Raw genomic sequence first — 20,407 nt, 5'->3', positions numbered from 1 at the left:
ACAACAAGGCAAAATCCAGCCCCATGGTTGCCCCCCCCGCGAAGCTCAATCCCGCCCAGAAAGCCCTGCTCAAACTCGGATTGCGCCGCGACATCGATCTGGCCTTGCATCTGCCGCTGCGCTACGAGGACGAAACCCGCATCACCCGCCTGGCCGATGCACGCGAGGGCGAGACGGTGCAGATAGAGGCCACGGTCACCCACAGCGAGGTCACGCTGCACGGCCGCCGCCAACTGCTGGTGACGGTGGACGACGGGTCCGACACCTGCCAGCTGCGCTTCTTCAGCTTCTACCCCTCGCACCAGAAGACCTTGTCCGTGGGCGCACGGCTGCGTGTACGCGGCGAGATGAAGGGGGGATTTATTGGGCGCCAGATGCTGCACCCGGTGTTCAAGCTGGCCGGTGGCGAGCTACCCGATGCGCTCACACCGGTCTACCCCACTACGGCGGGTCTGCCGCAGGCTTATCTGCGCCGTGCGGTTCTGGGTGGCCTGAAACGCGCGCCCTTGTCCGAAACCCTGCCGCCCGGTGCTGCAGATGCGGATTTAAGAAAAATAGGCCGCCAGCGCATATGGAATCTGCGCGAGGCGCTATCTTTTTTGCACCACCCCACGCCCGATGTCTCGCTGGCTGCGCTGGAAGACCGCAGCCACCCCGCCTGGCAGCGCCTGAAGGCCGAGGAGCTGCTGGCCCAGCAGCTCTCGCAGCTGCAGGCCAAGCGCGAGCGCGACCGCCTGCGCGCGCCGCCGCTGCACCCGCTGCCCGGCGCACGGCTACAGCAAGACCTGCTGGCCGCGCTGCCATTCGGGCTGACCGGGGCGCAGCAGCGCGTGGGCGTGGAGATCGCCGCCGACCTGGCTTTGCCCGTACCCATGCACCGCCTGCTGCAGGGCGACGTGGGATCGGGCAAGACCGTGGTGGCGGCGCTGGCCGCCTGCATCGCGATGGATGCCGGCTGGCAGTGCGCGCTGATGGCGCCCACCGAGATCCTGGCCGACCAGCATTTCCGCAAGCTGGTGGGCTGGCTGGAGCCGCTGCTCACGCCCCTGGGCAAATGCGTGGCCTGGCTCACCGGCAGCCAAAAGACCAAGGCCCGCCGCGAGATGCTGGCCAAAATCGCCAGCGGCGAAGCCGCGCTGGTGGTCGGCACCCACGCCGTGATCCAGGACAAGGTGGAGTTCAAAAACCTAGCCCTGGCGCTGATCGACGAGCAGCACCGCTTCGGCGTGGCCCAGCGCCTGGCGCTGCGCAGCAAGCTACAGGAAGATGGCCTGGAGCCGCACCTGCTGATGATGACGGCCACCCCCATTCCGCGTACCCTGGCCATGAGCTACTACGCCGACCTGGAGGTGTCCACCATCGACGAATTGCCGCCCGGCCGCACGCCCATCGTCACCAAGCTGGTGAACGACGCCCGGCGCGACGAGGTGATAGAGCGCATCCGCGTCCAGATCGACCAGGGCCGCCAGGTCTACTGGGTATGCCCGTTGATCGAGGAGAGCGAGGCACTGGATCTTGTCAACGCCACCCAAACCCATGCCGACCTGAGCGAAGCCTTGCCGGGCGTGCTGGTCGGCCTGCTGCACTCGCGCATGGCGGTGGCCGAGAAGAAGGCGGTGATGGACATGTTCAACGAAGGCCTGATGGGCGTGCTGGTCAGCACTACCGTGATCGAGGTCGGCGTGGACGTGCCGAATGCCTCGCTGATGGTGATTGAGCATGCCGAGCGCTTTGGCCTGAGCCAGCTGCACCAGCTGCGCGGCCGGGTGGGGCGGGGCGCCGCTGCATCGGCCTGCGTGCTGCTGTACTCCACCGGCGACGCGCCGCGCCTGGGCGAGGTGGCCCGCGCCCGCCTGAAAGCCATGGCCGAGACCAACGACGGCTTCGAGATCGCCCGGCGTGACCTGGAGATACGCGGCCCCGGCGAGTTCCTGGGCGCGCGCCAGTCGGGTGCCGCCTTGCTGCGCTTTGCGGACCTGGAAACCGACCACGAGCTGCTGGAATGGGCCCGCGCCTTGGCACCGACCATGCTGGACCGCTACCCGGACCTGGCCGAGCAGCATGTGCAGCGCTGGCTGGGCAGCAAGGCCGAATACCTCAAGGCCTGAGCAGGGCTTGGGCCACCCGCGCGCGGTCGCTGCCGTCGTCGCAAATCGGGTCTGGTTCGTCCTCTCTGGCCAGCATGGACCGGCTATCGGGCCGGCACAGGCCTAGAAAGCTGAAGTGGATGGCATCGGCGACGGTGGCGTAGGTAGAGCCAGGAATGGCCTGTGCAAGCGGTGCGGCTTCCACTGCGAGGGGATGGGTGCCGGGCCGACCCAGGTTGATGATGTGCACCGGCACTGTGATGCCGCGCAAGCTGTCCCTTTCAAAAGCCTGGGCCAGGCCCGGGGCGTCTTGCGACCAGGCGCAAGGGCTGATGCACAGCAAACAGAGCAGCAAATATCGCCAGCGGGAGAAGATCAGGTTCATAGTATTTCCTCAGGTAGAGTGGGCGCGCCGGCGGCTGGCCCGCAGCAGCCCAAGAATGGCGCTTGGCCCCTGTTTTGGCGCCCTGCAAGCGGATAGAGGCCGACCTGGAACACGATCTAGGCCTTTCGATTGACTGATTTACCGATTCCATCCATGTTTTTTGTTCCCCTTCCATTTGTTGTGGCTTTGGTGCTGGTGTATTTGCTGGCGCAGATGACCTGGCGCCAGGGCGCTGTGGTGCTGGCGAACCGGCGCTTTCGTTTGCTGCTGGGCGGCTATGCCCTGTTGTCGATGCTGCTGGGCCTGCGATGGGGTTATGGCGTGAAGACGCTGCTACCGCTGCAGGCGACCTTGGCCGTGGCGCTGGCGGCCTGGGCCTGGTGCTGTTACCAGAGTCTGGCTGCAGCCTCGGCTCCCCGCTGGCCGGGGCTGCACGGCTTGCCTGCGGTGGTGGTCGTGCTGTTGTTTGCGGCCTGGCCCGATGGGGTGGATGCGGTCGTGGTGCTGGCCTCTCTGGGCTACGGCCTGGCCTTGCTGCGGCTGGCGCGGCGTGGGCCGGATGCGCTGGGCCTGGCCCGGCTGGACGAGGCCTTGCTGGCGCACCGCGCGCTGTGGGCTACGGCACTGCTGTTGCTGATGTCGGCGCTGGCCGATGTGTTCATCGCCTGGGACATACGCCATAACGCGGGCAGCCATAGCGCTGCGGTGGTGGGGGCGGGCCAGTTGCTGATGCTTTTGTTGTGCGGCTACGCGGCTGCGGTGGCGGCAGACAGCTTGACAGAGACCGAGAACACGGCTGAGCCCGTGACCGACACGCCGCCACCCGTGGCCGAGCCGTTGGCGGATGGCCCCCGCATCCGCGATGCGCTCCATGCGCTGCTGCAGCAACAGCCGCTGTATCTGCAGCCCGACCTGAACCTGCTGCGCCTGGCGCGCAAGAGCGGCATCCCGGCGCGCCAGATTTCGGCGGCCATCAACCAGGTGGAGGGCAAGAACGTGTCCCAGTACGTCAACGACTTCCGGGTCCAGCATGCCTGCCGCTTGCTCTTGACCACCGAGCAGACCGTGGCCGACGCCATGCTGGCCAGCGGCTTCCAGACCAAGTCGAATTTTCAGCGTGAATTTCGCCGCGTGACAGGTACCACGCCGCAGCTGTGGCGGCAGGCCCAGAAAGACGGAGTGCTATAGAGCTGCGGGTTCAAAGCCTGACCACAGCGGGTTCAGGTCCGGGAACTGCCATTGCTGCGGGTCTTCGCGGGCGACGATTTTTTCCTTGCAGTCGGGTGCGCTCAGGTCGATCAAAAAGGGCGGCAAACGCAGATTGGACCTGGTCGAGAAAAACACCTTCACCACCGGCTTGAGCAGGGCGCCCTCGCTTTGCGCGGTGACCACACCGATGCGCCCGGAGCTGAGCCGCACCAGCGAGCCTGTGGGGTAGATGCCCCGGCTCTTCACAAAGGCCTGGAACATTCGGCCGTCCAAGTGGCTGTTGGTCCAGCTGGCCATCATGCGCAGCGCCTCGGACGGGTCCCAGCCCTTTTTGTAGGGCCGGTCGGAGGTGATGGCGTCGTACACGTCGCAGATAGCGCCCATCCTGGCCAGCAGGCTGATTTCGTCGCCCTTCAGTCCTTCGGGGTAGCCGCTGCCGTCTGCCTTCTCGTGGTGGTGCAGCACGATGTCCAGCACCATGGCGTCCACGCTGGGGTCGTTCAACAGCATTTTGTGGCCCTCTACCGGGTGGGCCTTGATGATGGCGAACTCGGCGTCGGTCAGCTTGCCTGGTTTGTTCAGCACATCCATCGGCATGGCGGCCTTGCCCAGGTCATGCAGCAGGCCGCCCATGCCCGCGCAGCGGGTTTGCTCTTCGTCCAGCTGCAGCTGCAGTGCCAGTGCCACCATCAGCCCGCACACGGCCACCGAATGCATATAGGTGTAGTTGTCGGCCGTCTTCAGCCGGGCCAGGCTGACCATGGCGTCTGGGTTGCGCATGATGGAGTCGGAGATCTCCTGCACCAGGCCCTGGGCTAGCGCGGTGTTCAAGGGCCTGCCCAGCTGGGCATCCTGGAAGATGTCTGCCATGGCCTGGCGGGACTTGTTGCAGATAACGGCCGCGCGGGCATATTCCACGGCGGCTGGGGTGGGGAGGGTGTCGCGTACCGGTGCTGGCAAGGGGGCGGGTGGAGCGACTGGGGTGGTTACGCGGGCTTCTGCTGTCTCGGGCTCGGGGGCTACGTCCAGGCCTTTGCTGGTGTCTATCCAGACCTCTTGCACGCTGCTGTTGCGCACCCTCTCCAGATCGTGCGGGTCGCTCAGCACGAAGTGGTTGCGCCAGAACGGATGCTCCATCCACGGGGCACAAAAACCGTCGATGTGCATCCCCAGGGTGAGGTGTTGAACGTGGATTCGTTTGAGCATGGTCCTGGGCAGCGGGGATCGTGGACAACAGGTGCCTGCCGGAGCCCTACACCTGCGCTGCCTAGTATGGCGCAGGATGGCTGGTTTGCCCTAGCGGGCGCTCGCGATGTTCCTGTGGTTTGTGGACGAAATCGTAGTTTGCGCAGGCATTACCTGCGTGAGGCGCTATGTTTTTTGAAGTGACATCGAGGCAGCAGCTCGTCACGGCTGCGCCACGCAGCGTTTTATCGCAGCAGGTTGGCATGCCTTGATCTCCGGTTCTTATGGCGGGCATTCGTTGCCGCGTGCCCCAGGGCCGCTGGGGCTTTTGACGCTTTGGACCGTTCCCCATGCAGACCCCTTTCCGATTCCGATTCCGTACCCTGTGCGCCGATTTGGCCGTGGACCACGCTGGCCGCACCCACCGGCTTCAGCGGGCTGTGGCGAAGGGCTAGCCGAAGCGGAACACCGCCACGGCGTCTTTCAGGTGGTCGGCCTGCTCTTTCAGGCTGCTGGCGGCGGCGGCGCTTTCTTCCACCATGGCCGCGTTCTGCTGGGTCATATGGTCTAGCTCGGCAACCGAATGGTTGATCTGCGACAGCTCCTGGCTCTGCCGCTCGGTAGAGTCCGCAACCTCTTGCAACAAGCCGGCCACGGCTTGCACGCTTTGCACCAGGTCGCCGATGGAGCCGCCGGCGGCGGTGGCCAGGGTCACGCCGGCATTCACGTTCTGCACGCTGTTGGCGATCAGGCCGCGGATTTCCTGCGCGGCGGTGGCGCTGCGCTGCGCCAGGGTGCGCACCTCGTTGGCCACCACGGCAAAGCCACGGCCGTTTTCACCGGCGCGTGCGGCTTCCACGGCCGCGTTCAGCGCCAGGATGTTGGTCTGGAAGGCGATGCTGTCGATCACGGCGGTGATTTCGCCAATCTTGCTGCTGCTGGAGGCCATTTGCTGCATGCTGGCCACCAGCTCATTCATTTGCGCGCTGCGCTGCACGGCGTTCGCGCTGGCGCTCTTGGCCAGCTGGCTGGCCTGGGTGGCGTTGTGGGCGTTGTTGTGCACGGCCGTGGTCATCTGCTCCATGGTGGAGGCGGTCTTTTGCAGGGTGCCGGCCTGTTGCTCGGTGCGCACGCTGAGGTCGTTGTTGGCGGAGGCGATTTCGCCCGAGCCCAGCTGCACGGCCTCGGCCGATGTCTGGATGCTGGAGAGCGTGGTGCGCAGGCGCTCGCACATGCTTTCCTGGGCGCCAAACAGCTGCTCCAGCTCGCCCTGTACCTTGACCGTGCTGCGTGCCGTCAGGTCACCCTGGGCCACGGCGTGGGCCATGCGCACGGCCTCCATCAGCGCGCGGCGGATGCCGCTGGACAGGCGCCAGGCCACCACGCCACCCACGGCGCAGGCCAGTATGCCCAGCAGCAGCATGGCGCGGATGCCATTGGCGCGCTCTACATCGGCGGCGGCGCGGCCCTGGTCCATCTGCTCCTGCTGGCGCTGTGCCAGCGTTTCCAGCAGGTCCTGGTAGGTGCGCACGGCGGGGGCGAACTTGTCGTAGAACTCCGAGCGCATGAAGTCGCTGGAGCCCGAGCCCACCGCGTCCATGAAGTCCTTGGTGGCGGCGGTAAAGTTTGCATGCGCTTTGCTGATGGGGGCTTGCGCATCGTCGCGCTTGGCGTAGGCGGTGTGCAGCGCCGTGATGCGGGCCGTGCCGCTATTGAGCTCGTCCACCAGCGGCTTGAGTTTTTCGGGGTCGCTGGTGACCAGCACGCCGTTGGCCGTCAGGGCGTTGCGCCCCAGCAGGGTCTGCCATTGCCGGGCCTCGCGCTCGCGGGTGGCCAGGTGGTCGATGAGGTGGTCCGAGGTCGCGCCCAGGCGGTTCATTTGCACCCAGGCCACACCGATGTTCAGTGCCATAAAGACCAATAGCGCGGCAAAACCGCAGGCCAGCCGTCCGCTGATGGTGTTCGGAATAAGTCGCATCGATACGTCTCCAAAAACAGGTTGCTGGCAGTCTGCTGGCGGTTGCCGGATGAAATTGTGACCCTACCCAAGGGGTAGGCGGGGACTTATTTTGAACGCATTTTTTGGGGCATCGGGGCGATCTATACGGTTGTGTACGAAATGGTGCACAGCCCCGGATCGGGCCAGCAGCGCAGGTTTTATGATGCGGCTTGGTCTTTCAACAACTGGGGTGTGTATGCGGCGATGGATGTGGGCAGTGGCGATGGCGTTGGCGTGCAGTGGCTGCGCCGTGGTGGCCGTGGCCGATGCCGTGGTGACCACCGGCGCCGTCATCGTCAAGACCGGCGTGAAAGCCACCGGCGCGGTGATCGACGCCGTGATTCCCGACTAGCTTCGCCGGCACCGCCCAGGCAAAGGGGGGTGCAGATAGCCTTGGACCGGTAGACAATACAGCCCATGACCCTCACCGAACTCAAATACATCGTGGCGGTGGCCCGCGAGAAGCACTTTGGCAAGGCGGCCGATGCCTGCTTTGTGTCGCAGCCCACGCTGTCGGTGGCGATCAAGAAGCTGGAAGAAGAGCTGGACGTGAAGCTCTTTGAGCGCAGCGCCAACGAGGTCACCATCACCCCGCTGGGTGAAGAGATCGTGCGCCAGGCGCAAAGCGTGCTGGAGCAGGCCGCCAACATCAAGGAAATTGCCCAGCGCGGCAAAGACCCGCTGGGCGGCGCGCTGCGCCTGGGCATCATCTACACCATTGCCCCGTATCTACTGCCCGACCTGGTCCGGCAGGTCATCAGCCGCACGCCGCAAATGCCGCTGATGCTGCAAGAGAACTTCACCGTCAAGCTGCTGGAAATGCTGCGCATGGGCGAGATCGATTGCGCCATCATGGCCGAGCCCTTCCCCGACACCGGCCTGGCCGTGGCACCGCTGTACGACGAACCCTTCATGGTTGCCGTACCCACCAGCCACCCACTGGCGGCGCTGCCCGCCGTCACCTCCGACCAGCTCAAGGCCGAGACCATGCTGCTACTGGGCAACGGCCACTGCTTCCGCGACCATGTGCTGGAGGTATGCCCCGAGTTCGCTCGCTTCTCCAGCGGAGCCGAGGGCATACGCAAGAGCTTCGAAGGCTCGTCGCTGGAAACCATCAAGCACATGGTCGCCGCCGGCATGGGCATCACCCTGGTGCCGCGTCTGAGCGTGCCCAAGGCCGCCCTGGCTGCCAAGCCACGCCGTGGCCGCGACGAAGACCCGTATGTGCGCTACCTGCCGTTCGACGGCGAGCCGCCCATGCGCCGCGTGGTGCTGGCCTGGCGGCGCAGCTTTACCCGCTACGAGGCGATTGCCGCCCTGCGCAATGCCATCTACGCCTGCGAACTGCCGGGCGTGAAACGCCTTTCCTGATCTTTGTGGAGCACCTTGTGGAATTTGTACAAGCCGGCATCTTGCAAGCCGTACCCGCCCATGGGCGTTACCTGTTTTTCTCCATTCCGGCCCAGACCAATGCAGACGTACTGCGCAGTGCGCTGCAGCGACTGGCCGGTCAAGTTGATGGCCGCAGCGTCGTAGCTGGCCTGGGCGCTACCCTGGTGCAGGCGCTGGGTGCCGAAGTACCCGGCCTGCGGCCCATGCCCGACATGTCCGGGCACGGCGTGCAGGTGCCCAGCACGCCCGTGGCGCTGTGGTGCTGGCTGCGCGGCGCGGCGCAAGGCGAACTGGTGCTGCAGGCCCGCGCGCTGGAAAAGGCGCTGGCCCCGGCCTTCCACCTGGACCGCGTGCTGGACGGCTTTCGCCACGGCGACCCGGCGGCCGACCATGGACGTGACCTGACCGGCTTTGAAGACGGCACCGAAAACCCCGAAGGCGACGAGGCAGTGGCCGCCGCGCTGCAGCAGGACGGCTCCAGTTTTGTCGCCATCCAGCAATGGGTGCACAACCTGGACGCCTTTGACGCACTGGGCACGGACGGGCAGAACAACGCCATGGGCCGGCGCATGGCCGACAACGAAGAGTTGGACGACGCGCCCATCTCTGCCCACGTCAAACGCACCGCGCAAGAGAGCTTCAGCCCCGAGGCCTTTGTGCTGCGCCGCTCCATGCCCTGGGCCGTGGGCCACCAATGCGGCCTGTTCTTTGTGGCCTTTGGCGCCACGCTGAATGCTTTCGAGGCGCAGATGCGCCGCATGGCCGGCCAGGAAGACGGCGTGGTGGACGCGACCTTCACTTATTCCAAACCCGTCACCGGCGCCTACCTGTGGTGCCCGCCGCTGCACCAGGGCCGGCTGGACCTGCGCCAGCTGGGTTTGTGATATTTGCTATTTAATTGATAGCTGCTAGCGCAGGTATTTGCTGCGCTAGCGCCTTGTTTTTTATGAATTCCTCTCCCTCCACGTTGCGCCTGTACCTGAACCTGATCCGCTGGGACCGGCCTGCCGGCTGGCTGCTGCTGCTGTGGCCCACGCTGGGCGCGCTGTGGGTGGCGGCTGGGGGCTTCCCGGGCTGGCATTTGCTGGTGGTGTTTGTGCTGGGCACCATCCTCATGCGCAGCGCGGGATGCTGTGTGAACGATGTGGCCGACCGCGAATTTGACAAGCATGTGAAGCGCACGGCGCAGCGCCCGGTGACCAGCGGCGCGCTGTCGGTGGGCGCGGCCCTGCGCTTTGGTGCTCTGCTGGCGCTGCTGGCGTTTGGCCTGGTGCTCAGCACCAACCCGGCCACGGTGGTGGCATCGTTTGCTGCGCTGGCCGTGACGCTGGTCTACCCCTATGCCAAGCGCTTTGTCTCCATGCCGCAGGCGGTGCTGGGCGTGGCTTTCAGCGCGGGTATTCCCATGGCCTTTACCGCCGTGCATGCCGGGCCCACGGGAGATTGGGGCACGGTGTTTTCCGCGGCGGCCTGGCAGGCGCTGAATCTGCGCCAGGTGTGGGCCAGCATTCCGGCGCTGGCCTGGTGGCTGGTGCTGGGCAATCTGTTCTGGGTCTTGGCCTATGACACCGAATACGCCATGGTGGACCGTGACGACGACCTGAAGATCGGCATGAAAACCTCGGCCATCACCCTGGGCCGTTTCGATGTGGCGGCGGTCATGGTTTTCTATGTGCTGTTTTTAGCCATTTGGGTGCTGGCGCTTATTCCGTATGCGCTGGGTGCTATTTTTTACATAGCAATTGGGGTGGCCGCGCTGCAGGCGCTGTGGCATTGGCAGCTGATACGCAGCCGCCAGCGCGCCGGCTGCTTCAAGGCCTTCCGGCTCAACCACTGGCTGGGCTGCGCGGTGTTTATCGGGGTGGCCGGCGGCTTCGCTTTTTAGGCTGCTGCTTACGAACACTTACAAAGGGTAGGCCTAACTGGCCGATTGGTGTCGCAATTTGGCCAGAGTCACCGTTCCTCCGCACTACGATGGGACGCGCGTCTGCCTGCAGGGCAGATGGCGTATCCGTATTCACGTGTGTATGAAGAACAAAGGAGACAAACGCCATGTCAGATAACAGAGGTGTCGTGTACCTGGGGCAAAACCAGGTCGAGGTGCAATCCATACCCTTTCCCAAACTCATCAACCCGCTGGGCCAGAAGGCCGAGCACGGGGTGATTTTGAAAGTGCTGTCCACCAATATTTGCGGCTCCGACCAGCACATGGTGCGCGGCCGCACCACCGCCATGTCCGGCCTGGTGCTGGGCCATGAAATCACCGGCGAGGTGCTGGAAGTGGGCCGCGACGTGGAGACCCTCAAGAAGGGCGACCTGGTGTCCGTGCCCTTCAACGTGGCCTGCGGCCGCTGCCGCACCTGCAAGGAGCAGCACACCGGCGTCTGCCTCAGCGTCAACCCCTCGCGCGCCGGCGGCGCCTATGGCTATGTGGACATGGGTGGCTGGATCGGTGGCCAGGCCGAGTACGTGATGGTGCCGTACGCCGACTTCAACCTGTTGAAGTTCCCGGACCGCGACCGCGCCCTCGCCAAGATCAAGGACCTGACCTGCCTGTCCGACATCCTGCCCACCGGCTACCACGGCGCGGTGACCGCCGGCGTGGGCCCGGGCAGCACGGTCTATGTGGCCGGCGCCGGCCCGGTGGGCCTGGCGGCAGCTGCCTCGGCGCGCCTGCTGGGTGCGGCCGTGGTCATCGTTGGTGATGTGAACCCGGCCCGCCTGGTGCACGCACGCAAGGTCGGGTTTGAAACCGTGGACCTGTCGCAAGACGTGAGCCTGGCCGACCAGATCGCCGCCATCCTGGGCACGCCCGAGGTGGACAGCGCTGTGGATGCCGTGGGCTTCGAAGCGCGCGGCCACGGCCACGCCGGGTCGCAGGGCGAAGCGCCCGCCACCGTGCTGAATTCGCTAATGGAGATCACCCGCGCCGCCGGCAAGATCGGCATCCCCGGCCTGTACGTGACGGACGATCCAGGTGGTGTGGACAAGGCTGCCAAGAGCGGTGCACTCAGCCTGCGCTTCGGCCTGGGCTGGGCCAAGTCGCACAGCTTCCACACCGGCCAGACTCCGGTGATGAAGTACAACCGTGCGCTGATGCAGGCGATCTTGTGGGACCGCATCCACATCGCCGACATCGTCGGCGTGCAGGTCATTTCGCTCGACGACGCCCCCAAGGGTTACGCCGAGTTCGATGCCGGCGCACCCAAGAAGTTTGTGATCGACCCGCACCAGCAGCTGCGCATGGCGGCTTGAACTGTTTCTGAGGTTTGGATGAAATAGGCTGCTAGCGCAGGTATTACCTGCGCTAGCAGCTATTTTTTATGTAGCAATCTAAATCAGGCCTTGGGCTTGCGCGGCTTGGCCGGCTTGGGCTCCGGCAGCGCATCGGCCGTGGTGCGCACCAGCTGGCACAGCCATTCGCGTTCGTCCCAAGCGTCGGGGGTGATCAGCAGGTAGGGCTTGGCGCCAGGGTAGGGGAAGCCTTCGGTGGGCTTGGGGATCAGGCCACGGCCCTCGGGAGTGGGCTTGAGGAAGAGCTGGTCGTCGCAGACAAAGCCCACCGGTTTGCCGGCCAGGTACACGCAGTATTCACCGAACATCTTGCGGGCTGTGACGCGGCCCGCAGCGCTCAGCTGGTCCAGCAGGAAATCGATCGTGCCTTGCTGCGTGGCCATGGCGCGGTCCGGGCTTAGTCGCCGAACTCGTCGCCCAGCTCGTGGGCGCGGTGCTGGGCGGCCTGCATGGCGCGGATGAAGTGCGCCTTCACCTCGCTCTGGTCCATGGAGGTGGTGGCAGCAAACGTCGTGCCGCCCTTGGAGGTGACGCGCTGGCGCAGGATTTCGGGCGGCTCGTTGGACGCATGGGCCAGGGCCGATGCACCGTAGAAGGTGCCCACGGCCAGCTTGTGGGCCTGGGCGCGGCTCAGGCCCATGTCGGCGCCGGCCTGGATCATGGCTTCGATGAAATAGAACACGTAGGCCGGGCCGGAGCCGGACAGGGCGGTGACCGCGTCCAGCTGGGTTTCGTCGCCCACCCACAGGCTTTCACCGGTGGCGGCCAGCACTTTCTCGATGACATGGCGGTCGCTGTCGGACACGGCGTCGCGGGCGAACAGGGCGGTCATGCCCTTGCCGATCAGCGCGGGCGTATTGGGCATGGCGCGCACGATGCGTTCGCTGTCCAGCCAGCGGGCGATGCTGCTGCTGCGTATGCCGGCGGCCACGCTGAGGTGCAGGGCCTGTTTGGTGTGGAAGCGGGCTTGCAGGGCCGCGTCTTTGAACACCTGGGGCTTGACGGCCCAGACCACGGTGCGGGCGTTGGCCAGCGCGGGGCCGGGCATTTCATGGGCCACCAAGGCGAAGTCGGCCAGCAGTTTGGTGCGGGCCTCCGCCCAGGGCTCGACGACCACGATGTGGTTCGCCGGCACGCCTTTTTTGATCAGCCCGCCGATGATGGCGCTGGCCATATTGCCGCCGCCAATAAACGCGATGTGCTCATGCGCGGCGGTGCTGCCACGGGTGTCGGAGGTGGAGGGAGTGCCTTGCGCGGCCAGGGAGGGTGCCATGGTGGGTCCAAAAATCCAGGGGGAAATTACTTGCCGTTGATGGCCAGCAGCTCGACTTCAAATTGCAGTGTGGCGTTGGGCGGAATGACGCCGCCGGCGCCGCGTTCACCGTAGGCGATGCTGGCCGGGCAAGTCAGCTTGGCTTTGCCTCCGACCTTGATGCGCTGCACGCCTTCGGTCCAGCATTTGATGACGCCATTGAGTGGGAATTCAATGGGTTCGCCGCGCTTGTAGGAGCTGTCGAATTCCTTGCCGTCCAGGAAGGTGCCACGGTAATGGACCTTGACCTTGTCGCTGGCCGTGGGGCTGGCGCCGGTGCCGTCCTTGAGCGAGCGGAACACCAGGCCACTGGATGTGACGACGGCGCCGGGCTCCTTGGCAGCATCGGCGGCGTCTGCTGCCATGGCGCTGAAAGTGCTGCTGATCACGAGGCAGAAGGCGGCGGTACACAGGGGGAATTTCACAAATTACCTTTGGGTGGAGCGTAGAGGCTGCCATTATTGCGATTTATGCGCGGCAGGGCCGCGATGTTTCATTAAAAAAGCTAATGGCGCAGTAAGCGCTTGTTTCTCAAGCTATTTTTTTCATAGCAAAATGTGGCTTTACACGCCGCACACATAGGAGTCTCTGGAATGTCTGCATTCACATTCGATTTATTGGTAGTGGGCGGTGGCAGCGGCGGTGTGCGGGCCGCACGCATGGCGGCCCAGCGCGGCGCGCGGGTGGCGCTGGTAGAGGCCGGGGCCTTGGGCGGGACCTGCGTCAACGTGGGCTGCATTCCCAAAAAGCTCTATAGCTACGCGGCCCACTATGCCGAGTCCTTTGAAGAGGCGGCGGGCTTTGGCTGGCATGTGGAGCGGCCCCGTTTCGATTGGGGTCTGCTGAAGACCCGGCGCGCTGCAGAAATCACTCGGCTCAATGGCGTGTACCGCCAGTTGCTGGTGGGCGCGGGTGTGACGCTCATCACCGGCTGGGCCTCGCTGGTGGACGCGCATACCGTCCAAGTCGGTGACCAGCGCTACAGCGCCCAGAACATCTTGCTGGCCACCGGCGGTACGCCCACCGTGCCCACGGTGCCGGGCGCCGAGCACGCCGTGGTGTCAGACGCGATGTTCGACCTGGACCCGTTTCCGCCGCGTCTGCTGGTGGTGGGCGGTGGCTACATTGCCTGCGAATTTGCCTCCATCTTCAACGGACTGGGCTCCCAGGTGACCCAGGTGTACCGGGGCCAGCAGCCGCTGCGCGGTTTTGACGACGATGTGCGCGCCTTTCTGGCGCAAGAGGTGCGCAAGGCCGGTGTGGATCTGCGCCTGGGGACGGAGGTGGCCAGCATCCTGCGCACCGCCGAAGGCCTGGAAGTGCGCCTGGACAATGGCGGCACGCTGACGGTGGACCAGGTGCTGTACGCCATCGGCCGCGTGCCGAATGTGCATGGTTTGGGCCTGGAGGCCGTGGGTGTGGCAAGGGCGGCAGACGGTGCAATCCAGGTGGACGCGCATTACCAGACCTCGGTGCCCTCGATCTTTGCGCTGGGCGACGTGACCTCGCGCGTGCAGCTCACGCCAGTAGCGCTGGGCGAGGCCATGGTTCTGGTAGACCATTTACTCGGCCCCAAGGCAGGCAAACCTGTGCGGCAGATGGACTACGAGTTGATTCCCACCGCCGTGTTCACCCACCCCAACATCGGCACGGTAGGCCTGACGGAGGCCGACGCGCGCAAACAGTTCGGCCGGGTCAGCGTCTACCGCAGCGAGTTCAAAGCGCTCAAGCACACGCTGAGCGGCAGCACCGAGCGCACGCTGATGAAGCTAGTGGTGGACGACGCGACCGACCGCGTGGTCGGCCTGCACATGGTGGGCGCGGACGCGGGTGAAGTGGTGCAGGGCTTTGCCGTAGCCATGAAGGCCGGCGCGACCAAGGCCGTGTTTGACAGCACCATCGGCATACACCCCACCGCCGCCGAAGAATTTGTAACCATGCGTGAGCCTTTTATCGCCTCTTCTTCTTGACCTTGTTGCGTTGCACAATAGCCTTATGCCCTACCTGCCCCCCTTTATCGCCCCGACCCGTTTCACCGACCCGGATGCTGCATTGGCCCAGGTCCAGCGGATTTATGACCAGCAGATCGAGCACTTGCGCCAGGCCATGCAGCGCTTTGTGGCGGGCGAGACACTGCCCGGCCATGTGCGTGCCTGCTACCCGTTTGTGCGCCTGCATACCGAGACCGTAGCGCGCGCTGATGTGCTGGAAAGCGCCCACCTGAGCTACGGCTTCGTGGCGGGCCCGGGCCGCTTCGAGACCACGCTGACGCGCCCCGATCTGTACCGCAGCTACTACCTGGAGCAGTTCCGCCTGCTGCTGCAAAACCACCGTGTCGAGCTGGAGATCGGTACCAGTGCCTTGCCTATCCCGGTGCATTTCTCGTTTGCCGAGCACGACCATGTGGAGGGCCATATGGACGCTGCACGCCGCATGCTGATGCGCGATGTGTTTGACCTGCCCGACCTGGCCGCCATGGACGACGGCATTGCCAACGGCACCTACGAGCCCAAGGCCGGCGACCCGCTGCCGCTGTCGCTGTTCACGGCGCCGCGCGTGGACTATTCGCTGCACCGCCTGCGCCATTACACCGGCACCGGGCCCGAGCATTTCCAGAACTTCGTGCTGTTCACCAACTACCAGTTCTACATCGATGAATTCGTGCGCATGGGCCACGCCGCCATGGCCGACCCGAATAGCGAATACTGCGCCTTTGTCGAGCCCGGCAACGTGATTACGCGCCGCGTGGGCCTGCCCGCCGAGGCCGTGGATGCGCTGGGCGCCGCGCCGCCGCGCCTGCCGCAGATGCCGGCCTACCACCTGGTGCGCTCGGACAGCGCTGGCATCACCATGGTCAACATCGGCGTCGGCCCGGCAAATGCCAAGAACATCACCGACCACATTGCCGTGCTGCGCCCGCATGCCTGGATCATGGTCGGCCACTGCGCCGGCCTGCGCAACAGCCAGCAGCTGGGCGACTACGTGCTGGCCCACGGCTATGTGCGCGAAGACCATGTGCTGGACGAAGAACTGCCGCTGTGGGTGCCCATTCCGGCGCTGGCCGAAATCCAACTTGCGTTGGAGCGGGCCGTGGCCGACGTGACCCAGGTGAGCGGCGTGGCGCTGAAGAACATCATGCGTACCGGCACCGTGGCCAGCACCGACAACCGCAACTGGGAGCTGCTGCCGAATAACCAACCCCAGCGCCGCTTCAGCCAGAGCCGCGCTGTCGCGCTGGACATGGAGAGCGCCACCATCGCCGCCAATGGCTTCCGCTTCCGTGTGCCTTATGGCACGCTGCTGTGCGTCAGCGACAAGCCGTTGCACGGTGAAATCAAGCTACCCGGCATGGCCAACCACTTCTACCGCGAGCGCGTGGACCAGCATTTGCGCATCGGCATCCGAGCTATCGAGCTGCTGCGCGCCCAGGGGCTGGAGCAGCTGCACAGCCGCAAGCTGCGCAGCTTTGCTGAGGTGGCGTTCCAGTAGGCGCGCCGCATTGGTCAGGCCCCTTACCAATCTTCCCGTAACACGATGCAGTTAGACATACCCACTCTGCTGGTGCTGGCCACTGCCAACCTGTTTGTGTTGTCCCTGGCCTTGCTTGCTTTGATGGGCCGGCACACCACGTCGCCCACGCGCTGTGCGCAATTGGCGGTTGCTATGCATATGCTTGGCGGGGTGTTGGCGATGGCCGCGTCGTACAACTGGCAGACCGTGTGGGGCACCTTGGCTGTTGCCGCTTTTGGCTGCGGCCAGTGGCTGCTGCACCGGGCGCTGGGCGGCTGGCTGGGGCACCGCGCACGTCTCAGCCCGACCCGCAAGCGGCCGCGCCGCCGTGGCCCGCAAGATTGGTTGAGCTACCGTTGGGCCACCCGCTGCATGCTGGTGCTGGTGCCAGCTGTACCCGTGGGCTATGCCTTGGGCTGGGACTACTCGGGCTTCCAAATGGCCTGGTCGCAGGTGGGCCTGGCGGCCATGCTGCTGCTGGTGGCGCGTGCCACGCTGTTCCCTTTGCGTGCTGCGGGGCGGGATTGGCGGTGGTTGCTGTGTGCCTGCTTGGTGGGCATGGCGATGCTTTTGCTGGCGCGCGCTGCGGCGGGTGCGCTTCTGGCCGAACGGGTGCTGCAGTTGTTCAACCTGCTGCTGGCACTGGCTGTGAATGTGGTGTCCTTGGTGGCCACGCTGGCCTTGCTGGCGGCCTGGCGTGATGAGGCCAAGGCCCGTCTGCGCAGTCTGGCCATGACCGACGGCCTCACCGGCCTGCTGAACCGTCGAGGCTGGGAAGAGCGTGCCGAAGGCCTGTTCGCCAATGCGCAGCGCTACCAGCAGCCCATGACCCTGATGATGCTGGACATTGACCATTTCAAGCGCATTAACGACACCCACGGCCACGAGGTGGGCGACATGGCGCTGAAGCTGTTTGCTCGGCTGCTGCGTGAGAGCCGGCGTACCGGTGACCTGGTGGGGCGTTTGGGTGGCGAGGAGTTCTGCATCGTGCTGGCCAACACCCACAAGTCGGCTTGCTATGGTTTTGACCAGCGTTTGCGCAGCGTGCTCAGCCAGCGCGCCGAGCAGGAGCTGGGCTTCCCCCTGGATTTCAGCGCCGGCGTGGCCGTGCTGAAAGATGGCGACGGTACCTTGACCGGTCTGCTGGCCCGCGCCGATGCTGCGCTGTACGAGGCCAAGCGCCAGGGCCGGGGCCGCCTGCTGCAGTCCGAGGGCGGCATGGGGCAGACGGTTATTTAGCTAAAAAGATAGCTGCTCGTGCTGGTGAAATAAGCGCGAACTGCCGATTTCACCTGATTAGCTACTTGCCTCAGACACACCACCACAACCGTTCGCCCTGAGCTTGTCGAAGGGCTCAGTTTGCAAGCCCTTCGACAAGCTCAGGGCGAACGGGGCTCTTTCATGGGCGCGGTTGAGTTCTGAGGCATGCACCTAATCAGGCGATTTCATCACCTATTTTTACGCCGCCGTCAGGCACCGCTGAAGGCCCCCTGGGTACAGGTGTTGACCCGCACTTTCACCCACACCCCCACGCTGTCGGGAAAGCACAGCGTGCCATCAGCAAACACCGACTTCCAGTACGACAGTACCGTGCCCGGCGTCTGCGGCGCGGTGAATTCCACGCTGAGCTGCACCGTCGCCCCCGGCGCGGTGGTGGGCACCGCAATGCGGCTGCTGGCGGGCACCAGGTTGTGCGCCAGATGCAGGGTTTCGCCGGTGCGGGTGGCAACCACCACCTCTTCGTCCATGCACTGTAAGAACCGTCCCTGCCAGGGCACGTTGCCCGCGTTTTGCAGCTCCCAGGTTTTGGTGAAGCGCTGGCCCGGCAGCACCAGCGCGCCATCCGGGGCCGTCACATCCCGCACAAAGGCGCTGCGGTCGCCCTGCTGCTGGGCCCGTTTCACTGCCGGGTTGATGGGCACCACATCAAACACCAGGTGCAGGATGCGCAAGGGGTGTACCTGCAACACATCGGCCAGCGCCACCACCGTTTGCATAGACGGCAGCTTGTCGGGAATGCAGGCCAGGTCGTACAGGGTTTGCCGCCCTATGCCGGCCTGCTTGCACAGTGCGCTCAGGTTCAAACCCAGCTCCCGCGCCCGCTGACGCATCCAACCGTCCAATGTCTCTTGCATGTATTTTTTTGTGTAGAAAGGTGAGGGAATGTGTCGATTGTCCGGTGAAACAGACAGTTAGCTCTGAATAATCCGGCGCAGCCTGTGCCCGCGATGGGGCGAGACCCTTTTGATGAGAAAAACTATGCAAATCCCCCACTGGAATTCCCGTTTCACCTTGTTGGCCAGCGCGGCAGCGGTTGCTGTGTTGGTCAGCGCCTGCGGTGGCGGCAGCGGCGGCGGGGGTGACAGTAGCTCGGCAGGCAGCAGCATCACGCTCTCGGGCTATGCCGCTACAGGCCTGGCCATGGCCGGGGCCACTGTCAACATCAAGTGCGCCACCGGCAACGCCACGGCCAGCACCATTGCCAGCGGTTTCTACACCACGACGCTGGACAATGCCGCGCTACCTTGCGTCTTGCAAGTCCGCTCTGCCGATGGCCTTACCACCCTGCATTCGGTAGCCGCAGGCAGCGGGGGCGGAACTGTGGTGGCCAACGTCACCCCATTGACCGAACTGGTGCTGGCGCAGGCTGCAGGCCAGGCACCTGCTACATTTTTTAATGCTTTCAGCAGCACCCAGACGGCGACGGTCAGCGCAGACAGTTTGGCGGCGGCAGTGACCAAGGTGGCGACCGCGCTGTTTTCCTCGGTGAGCATCACCACGACCAATCCATTCACGGACGCGTTAGTCCCGGCGACCCTGGACAGCCCTGCCACGGGCAACGCCTACGACCGTTTGCTCGACCAACTGGCCGCATCCGTGGCCAACGCCCGGACCACACTGCCGGCGATCGTCAGCCAGGTGGCGGCGGGCAGCACCACCGTCGGCTCCAGCCTGCAATCCACCCTGGCGACCGACTTTGCCGCGGGCATTTTTGGTGTGCACTACGATGACTACCGCAGCCATTGGAATGCCGAAGTACACCGTTCGACCAGCGGCCCGGCCAATGGCGTGTACAGCTTTACCGGCAACAGCTATGTCTTTGCCAACGGTGCCTGGGGCGCGGCTGACAACAGCGATAACAACCGCGTATTGACGGCCAGCGGCTGGGTGCTTGACGGTGCAAATCTGCCTGCCACCGTGAGGCAAACCGGACTGACCAGCTTTTTGTACACCAGCGCCACCCAATCGACCCAGATGACGATGGTGTCCAGCAGCCCTGCGACCTACCGCTACGGCGATTCAACAAACGTCACTTTGCCTACCGGGTCCAAGGTGTTTGAGTTCACCCAAACCTATGTGTCTGAAAAGTACCAGCTCAACGGCGGCACCGGCTTTAGCAATGTGACCTCGTTGGCCGACTTCCGCAGCCAGCACAGCAGCAGCTCTGACCCCGTGCAGTGGTATGGCGGCAGCTTGGCACAGGGTGCCCTGCTGCAATGGCGCTTTGGGCCAGGCACCACCAGCGGTGCGCTGCTGCTGTCCATCAACTACCCTGACCAAAACCCACCCGCGCTGGCCGACGGCACCTGGGAAGTCAAAACCGTGATGGGCACAGAGGTGATGGTGTTGACCATTCCGGCTTCGGTGGATGCCAGTGCATCGACCCACTCCGGCCTGGCCGCTGGCCAAAAGTTCATCTACGCATTGACCCCCGAAGGCAATGTGCAAGAAGGCCGTTACTTCCCTGCGGGCGCCAGTGGCGGCTCGTTCACCAACTTCAACCGCATTGCCGCCAATGCGATCATCGCGGCGATTGGCGGCCTGGCCAGCCTGCCGAACTAACTTTCATGGACTCGGGTGCAGAGCACTCCGGGCCATGCAAGTTACCGCTTGTTAAATCAGGCGCTGTAGCTGCGCATACTGCAGCAGCATGATGGTCTTGCCGTCGCAGATGCGCCCATCTAACCCTCGGAGCTGGCTGGCCCGCGCCTATGCTGTGCGGTATGAGGCCAAGCGCCAGTGCCGGGGCCGCC

18 protein-coding genes are annotated in these 20,407 nt (G+C 64.8%); 11 read left to right on the top strand and 7 right to left on the bottom strand.

Annotation, left to right across the window (positions count from 1 at the left end; genetic code table 11):
• Positions 1–23: 23 nt before the first annotated feature.
• Positions 24–2,108, top strand: a complete 2,085-nt coding sequence (gene recG / locus AC4BBN_RS08295) for an ATP-dependent DNA helicase RecG (protein WP_490591518.1) — start codon at positions 24–26, stop codon at positions 2,106–2,108.
• Here the strand turns inward: recG and AC4BBN_RS08290 are convergent.
• Entirely contained in the window at positions 2,098–2,472 is a 375-nt protein-coding gene (locus AC4BBN_RS08290; RefSeq protein WP_490591517.1) for an alpha/beta fold hydrolase, read from the bottom strand. The two genes, recG and AC4BBN_RS08290, sit on opposite strands and share 11 nt — an antisense overlap.
• A gap of 153 nt (positions 2,473–2,625) precedes the next feature.
• Between AC4BBN_RS08290 and AC4BBN_RS08285 the strand changes: the two genes are divergently transcribed.
• Positions 2,626–3,660 carry a helix-turn-helix domain-containing protein gene (locus tag AC4BBN_RS08285; RefSeq protein WP_490591516.1) on the top strand — a complete coding sequence of 345 codons (1,035 nt, stop codon included), beginning with the start codon at positions 2,626–2,628 and terminating at the stop codon, positions 3,658–3,660.
• Here AC4BBN_RS08285 and AC4BBN_RS08280 read toward each other — a convergent pair.
• Positions 3,655–4,887, bottom strand: coding sequence for a cyclic di-GMP phosphodiesterase (locus AC4BBN_RS08280; RefSeq protein ID WP_490591515.1), 1,233 nt, complete (start codon positions 4,885–4,887; stop codon positions 3,655–3,657). The genes AC4BBN_RS08285 and AC4BBN_RS08280 overlap by 6 nt on opposite strands.
• A 430-nt stretch (positions 4,888–5,317) precedes the next feature.
• A complete protein-coding gene (locus tag AC4BBN_RS08275; RefSeq protein WP_490591514.1) occupies positions 5,318–6,844 on the bottom strand; it encodes a methyl-accepting chemotaxis protein in 1,527 nt (508 codons plus the stop codon).
• A 217-nt stretch (positions 6,845–7,061) separates the two neighbouring features.
• Here AC4BBN_RS08275 and AC4BBN_RS08270 point away from each other — a divergent pair, with 217 nt between their 5' ends.
• The 5 genes from AC4BBN_RS08270 to fdhA all read left to right on the top strand — a co-directional run bounded on the left by AC4BBN_RS08270 (position 7,062) and on the right by fdhA (position 11,512).
• Positions 7,062–7,217, top strand: coding sequence for a hypothetical protein (locus AC4BBN_RS08270; protein WP_490591513.1), 156 nt, complete (start codon positions 7,062–7,064; stop codon positions 7,215–7,217).
• A gap of 65 nt (positions 7,218–7,282) precedes the next feature.
• Complete coding sequence (locus AC4BBN_RS08265) at positions 7,283–8,236, top strand: LysR substrate-binding domain-containing protein (RefSeq protein WP_490591512.1); 954 nt, start codon at positions 7,283–7,285, stop codon at positions 8,234–8,236.
• Positions 8,237–8,253: 17 nt separating this feature from the next.
• Positions 8,254–9,141, top strand: coding sequence for a Dyp-type peroxidase (locus AC4BBN_RS08260; RefSeq protein WP_490591511.1), 888 nt, complete (start codon positions 8,254–8,256; stop codon positions 9,139–9,141).
• Between the two features lie 62 nt (positions 9,142–9,203).
• Positions 9,204–10,142, top strand: coding sequence for a 4-hydroxybenzoate octaprenyltransferase (locus AC4BBN_RS08255; RefSeq protein WP_490591510.1), 939 nt, complete (start codon positions 9,204–9,206; stop codon positions 10,140–10,142).
• A 167-nt stretch (positions 10,143–10,309) separates the two neighbouring features.
• On the top strand, positions 10,310–11,512 hold the full coding sequence (gene fdhA / locus AC4BBN_RS08250) for a formaldehyde dehydrogenase, glutathione-independent (protein ID WP_490591509.1): 1,203 nt from the start codon (positions 10,310–10,312) through the stop codon (positions 11,510–11,512).
• Positions 11,513–11,595: 83 nt separating this feature from the next.
• Here the strand turns inward: fdhA and AC4BBN_RS08245 are convergent, their stop codons facing one another.
• Genes AC4BBN_RS08245 through AC4BBN_RS08235 form a run of 3 tightly spaced genes read right to left on the bottom strand, consistent with a single transcriptional unit; the run spans position 11,596 to position 13,228 of the window.
• Entirely contained in the window at positions 11,596–11,934 is a 339-nt protein-coding gene (locus AC4BBN_RS08245; protein WP_490591508.1) for a TfoX/Sxy family protein, read from the bottom strand.
• Positions 11,935–11,948: 14 nt separating this feature from the next.
• A complete protein-coding gene (proC, locus tag AC4BBN_RS08240) occupies positions 11,949–12,824 on the bottom strand; it encodes a pyrroline-5-carboxylate reductase (protein WP_490591507.1) in 876 nt (291 codons plus the stop codon).
• A 26-nt stretch (positions 12,825–12,850) separates the two neighbouring features.
• Complete coding sequence (locus tag AC4BBN_RS08235) at positions 12,851–13,228, bottom strand: FKBP-type peptidyl-prolyl cis-trans isomerase (protein ID WP_490592842.1); 378 nt, start codon at positions 13,226–13,228, stop codon at positions 12,851–12,853.
• Positions 13,229–13,456: 228 nt separating this feature from the next.
• Here AC4BBN_RS08235 and gorA point away from each other — a divergent pair, with 228 nt between their 5' ends.
• From gorA to AC4BBN_RS08220, 3 genes are read left to right on the top strand one after another with little or no spacing between them, the layout of a single operon-like run.
• Positions 13,457–14,833 carry a glutathione-disulfide reductase gene (gorA, locus tag AC4BBN_RS08230; RefSeq protein ID WP_490591506.1) on the top strand — a complete coding sequence of 459 codons (1,377 nt, stop codon included), beginning with the start codon at positions 13,457–13,459 and terminating at the stop codon, positions 14,831–14,833.
• 25 nt (positions 14,834–14,858) lie between these two features.
• Entirely contained in the window at positions 14,859–16,352 is a 1,494-nt protein-coding gene (locus AC4BBN_RS08225; protein WP_490591505.1) for an AMP nucleosidase, read from the top strand.
• A 45-nt stretch (positions 16,353–16,397) separates the two neighbouring features.
• A complete protein-coding gene (locus AC4BBN_RS08220; RefSeq protein WP_490591504.1) occupies positions 16,398–17,612 on the top strand; it encodes a GGDEF domain-containing protein in 1,215 nt (404 codons plus the stop codon).
• 230 nt (positions 17,613–17,842) lie between these two features.
• Here AC4BBN_RS08220 and AC4BBN_RS08215 read toward each other — a convergent pair whose 3' ends face one another.
• On the bottom strand, positions 17,843–18,508 hold the full coding sequence (locus tag AC4BBN_RS08215; protein ID WP_490591503.1) for an NBR1-Ig-like domain-containing protein: 666 nt from the start codon (positions 18,506–18,508) through the stop codon (positions 17,843–17,845).
• Between the two features lie 124 nt (positions 18,509–18,632).
• Between AC4BBN_RS08215 and AC4BBN_RS08210 the strand changes: the two genes are divergently transcribed.
• A complete protein-coding gene (locus AC4BBN_RS08210) occupies positions 18,633–20,216 on the top strand; it encodes a hypothetical protein (protein WP_490591502.1) in 1,584 nt (527 codons plus the stop codon).
• The last annotated feature ends 191 nt before the right edge of the window (positions 20,217–20,407 follow it).

Source organism: Rhodoferax sp. SPJ21 (assembly GCF_058216335.1).
The sequence above is the reverse complement of the archived record's forward strand: the minus strand, read 5'-3'. Positions and strand labels throughout refer to the sequence as shown.

Coding starts and splice junctions, on each gene's coding strand:
- recG (WP_490591518.1), top strand. CDS start 24: ATGGTTGCCCCCCCCGCGAAGCTCAATCCCGCCCAGAAAGCCCTGCTC.
- AC4BBN_RS08290 (WP_490591517.1), bottom strand. CDS start 2,472: ATGAACCTGATCTTCTCCCGCTGGCGATATTTGCTGCTCTGTTTGCTG.
- AC4BBN_RS08285 (WP_490591516.1), top strand. CDS start 2,626: ATGTTTTTTGTTCCCCTTCCATTTGTTGTGGCTTTGGTGCTGGTGTAT.
- AC4BBN_RS08280 (WP_490591515.1), bottom strand. CDS start 4,887: ATGCTCAAACGAATCCACGTTCAACACCTCACCCTGGGGATGCACATC.
- AC4BBN_RS08275 (WP_490591514.1), bottom strand. CDS start 6,844: ATGCGACTTATTCCGAACACCATCAGCGGACGGCTGGCCTGCGGTTTT.
- AC4BBN_RS08270 (WP_490591513.1), top strand. CDS start 7,062: ATGCGGCGATGGATGTGGGCAGTGGCGATGGCGTTGGCGTGCAGTGGC.
- AC4BBN_RS08265 (WP_490591512.1), top strand. CDS start 7,283: ATGACCCTCACCGAACTCAAATACATCGTGGCGGTGGCCCGCGAGAAG.
- AC4BBN_RS08255 (WP_490591510.1), top strand. CDS start 9,204: ATGAATTCCTCTCCCTCCACGTTGCGCCTGTACCTGAACCTGATCCGC.
- fdhA (WP_490591509.1), top strand. CDS start 10,310: ATGTCAGATAACAGAGGTGTCGTGTACCTGGGGCAAAACCAGGTCGAG.
- AC4BBN_RS08245 (WP_490591508.1), bottom strand. CDS start 11,934: ATGGCCACGCAGCAAGGCACGATCGATTTCCTGCTGGACCAGCTGAGC.
- proC (WP_490591507.1), bottom strand. CDS start 12,824: ATGGCACCCTCCCTGGCCGCGCAAGGCACTCCCTCCACCTCCGACACC.
- AC4BBN_RS08235 (WP_490592842.1), bottom strand. CDS start 13,228: ATGGCAGCAGACGCCGCCGATGCTGCCAAGGAGCCCGGCGCCGTCGTC.
- gorA (WP_490591506.1), top strand. CDS start 13,457: ATGTCTGCATTCACATTCGATTTATTGGTAGTGGGCGGTGGCAGCGGC.
- AC4BBN_RS08225 (WP_490591505.1), top strand. CDS start 14,859: ATGCCCTACCTGCCCCCCTTTATCGCCCCGACCCGTTTCACCGACCCG.
- AC4BBN_RS08220 (WP_490591504.1), top strand. CDS start 16,398: ATGCAGTTAGACATACCCACTCTGCTGGTGCTGGCCACTGCCAACCTG.
- AC4BBN_RS08215 (WP_490591503.1), bottom strand. CDS start 18,508: ATGCAAGAGACATTGGACGGTTGGATGCGTCAGCGGGCGCGGGAGCTG.
- AC4BBN_RS08210 (WP_490591502.1), top strand. CDS start 18,633: ATGCAAATCCCCCACTGGAATTCCCGTTTCACCTTGTTGGCCAGCGCG.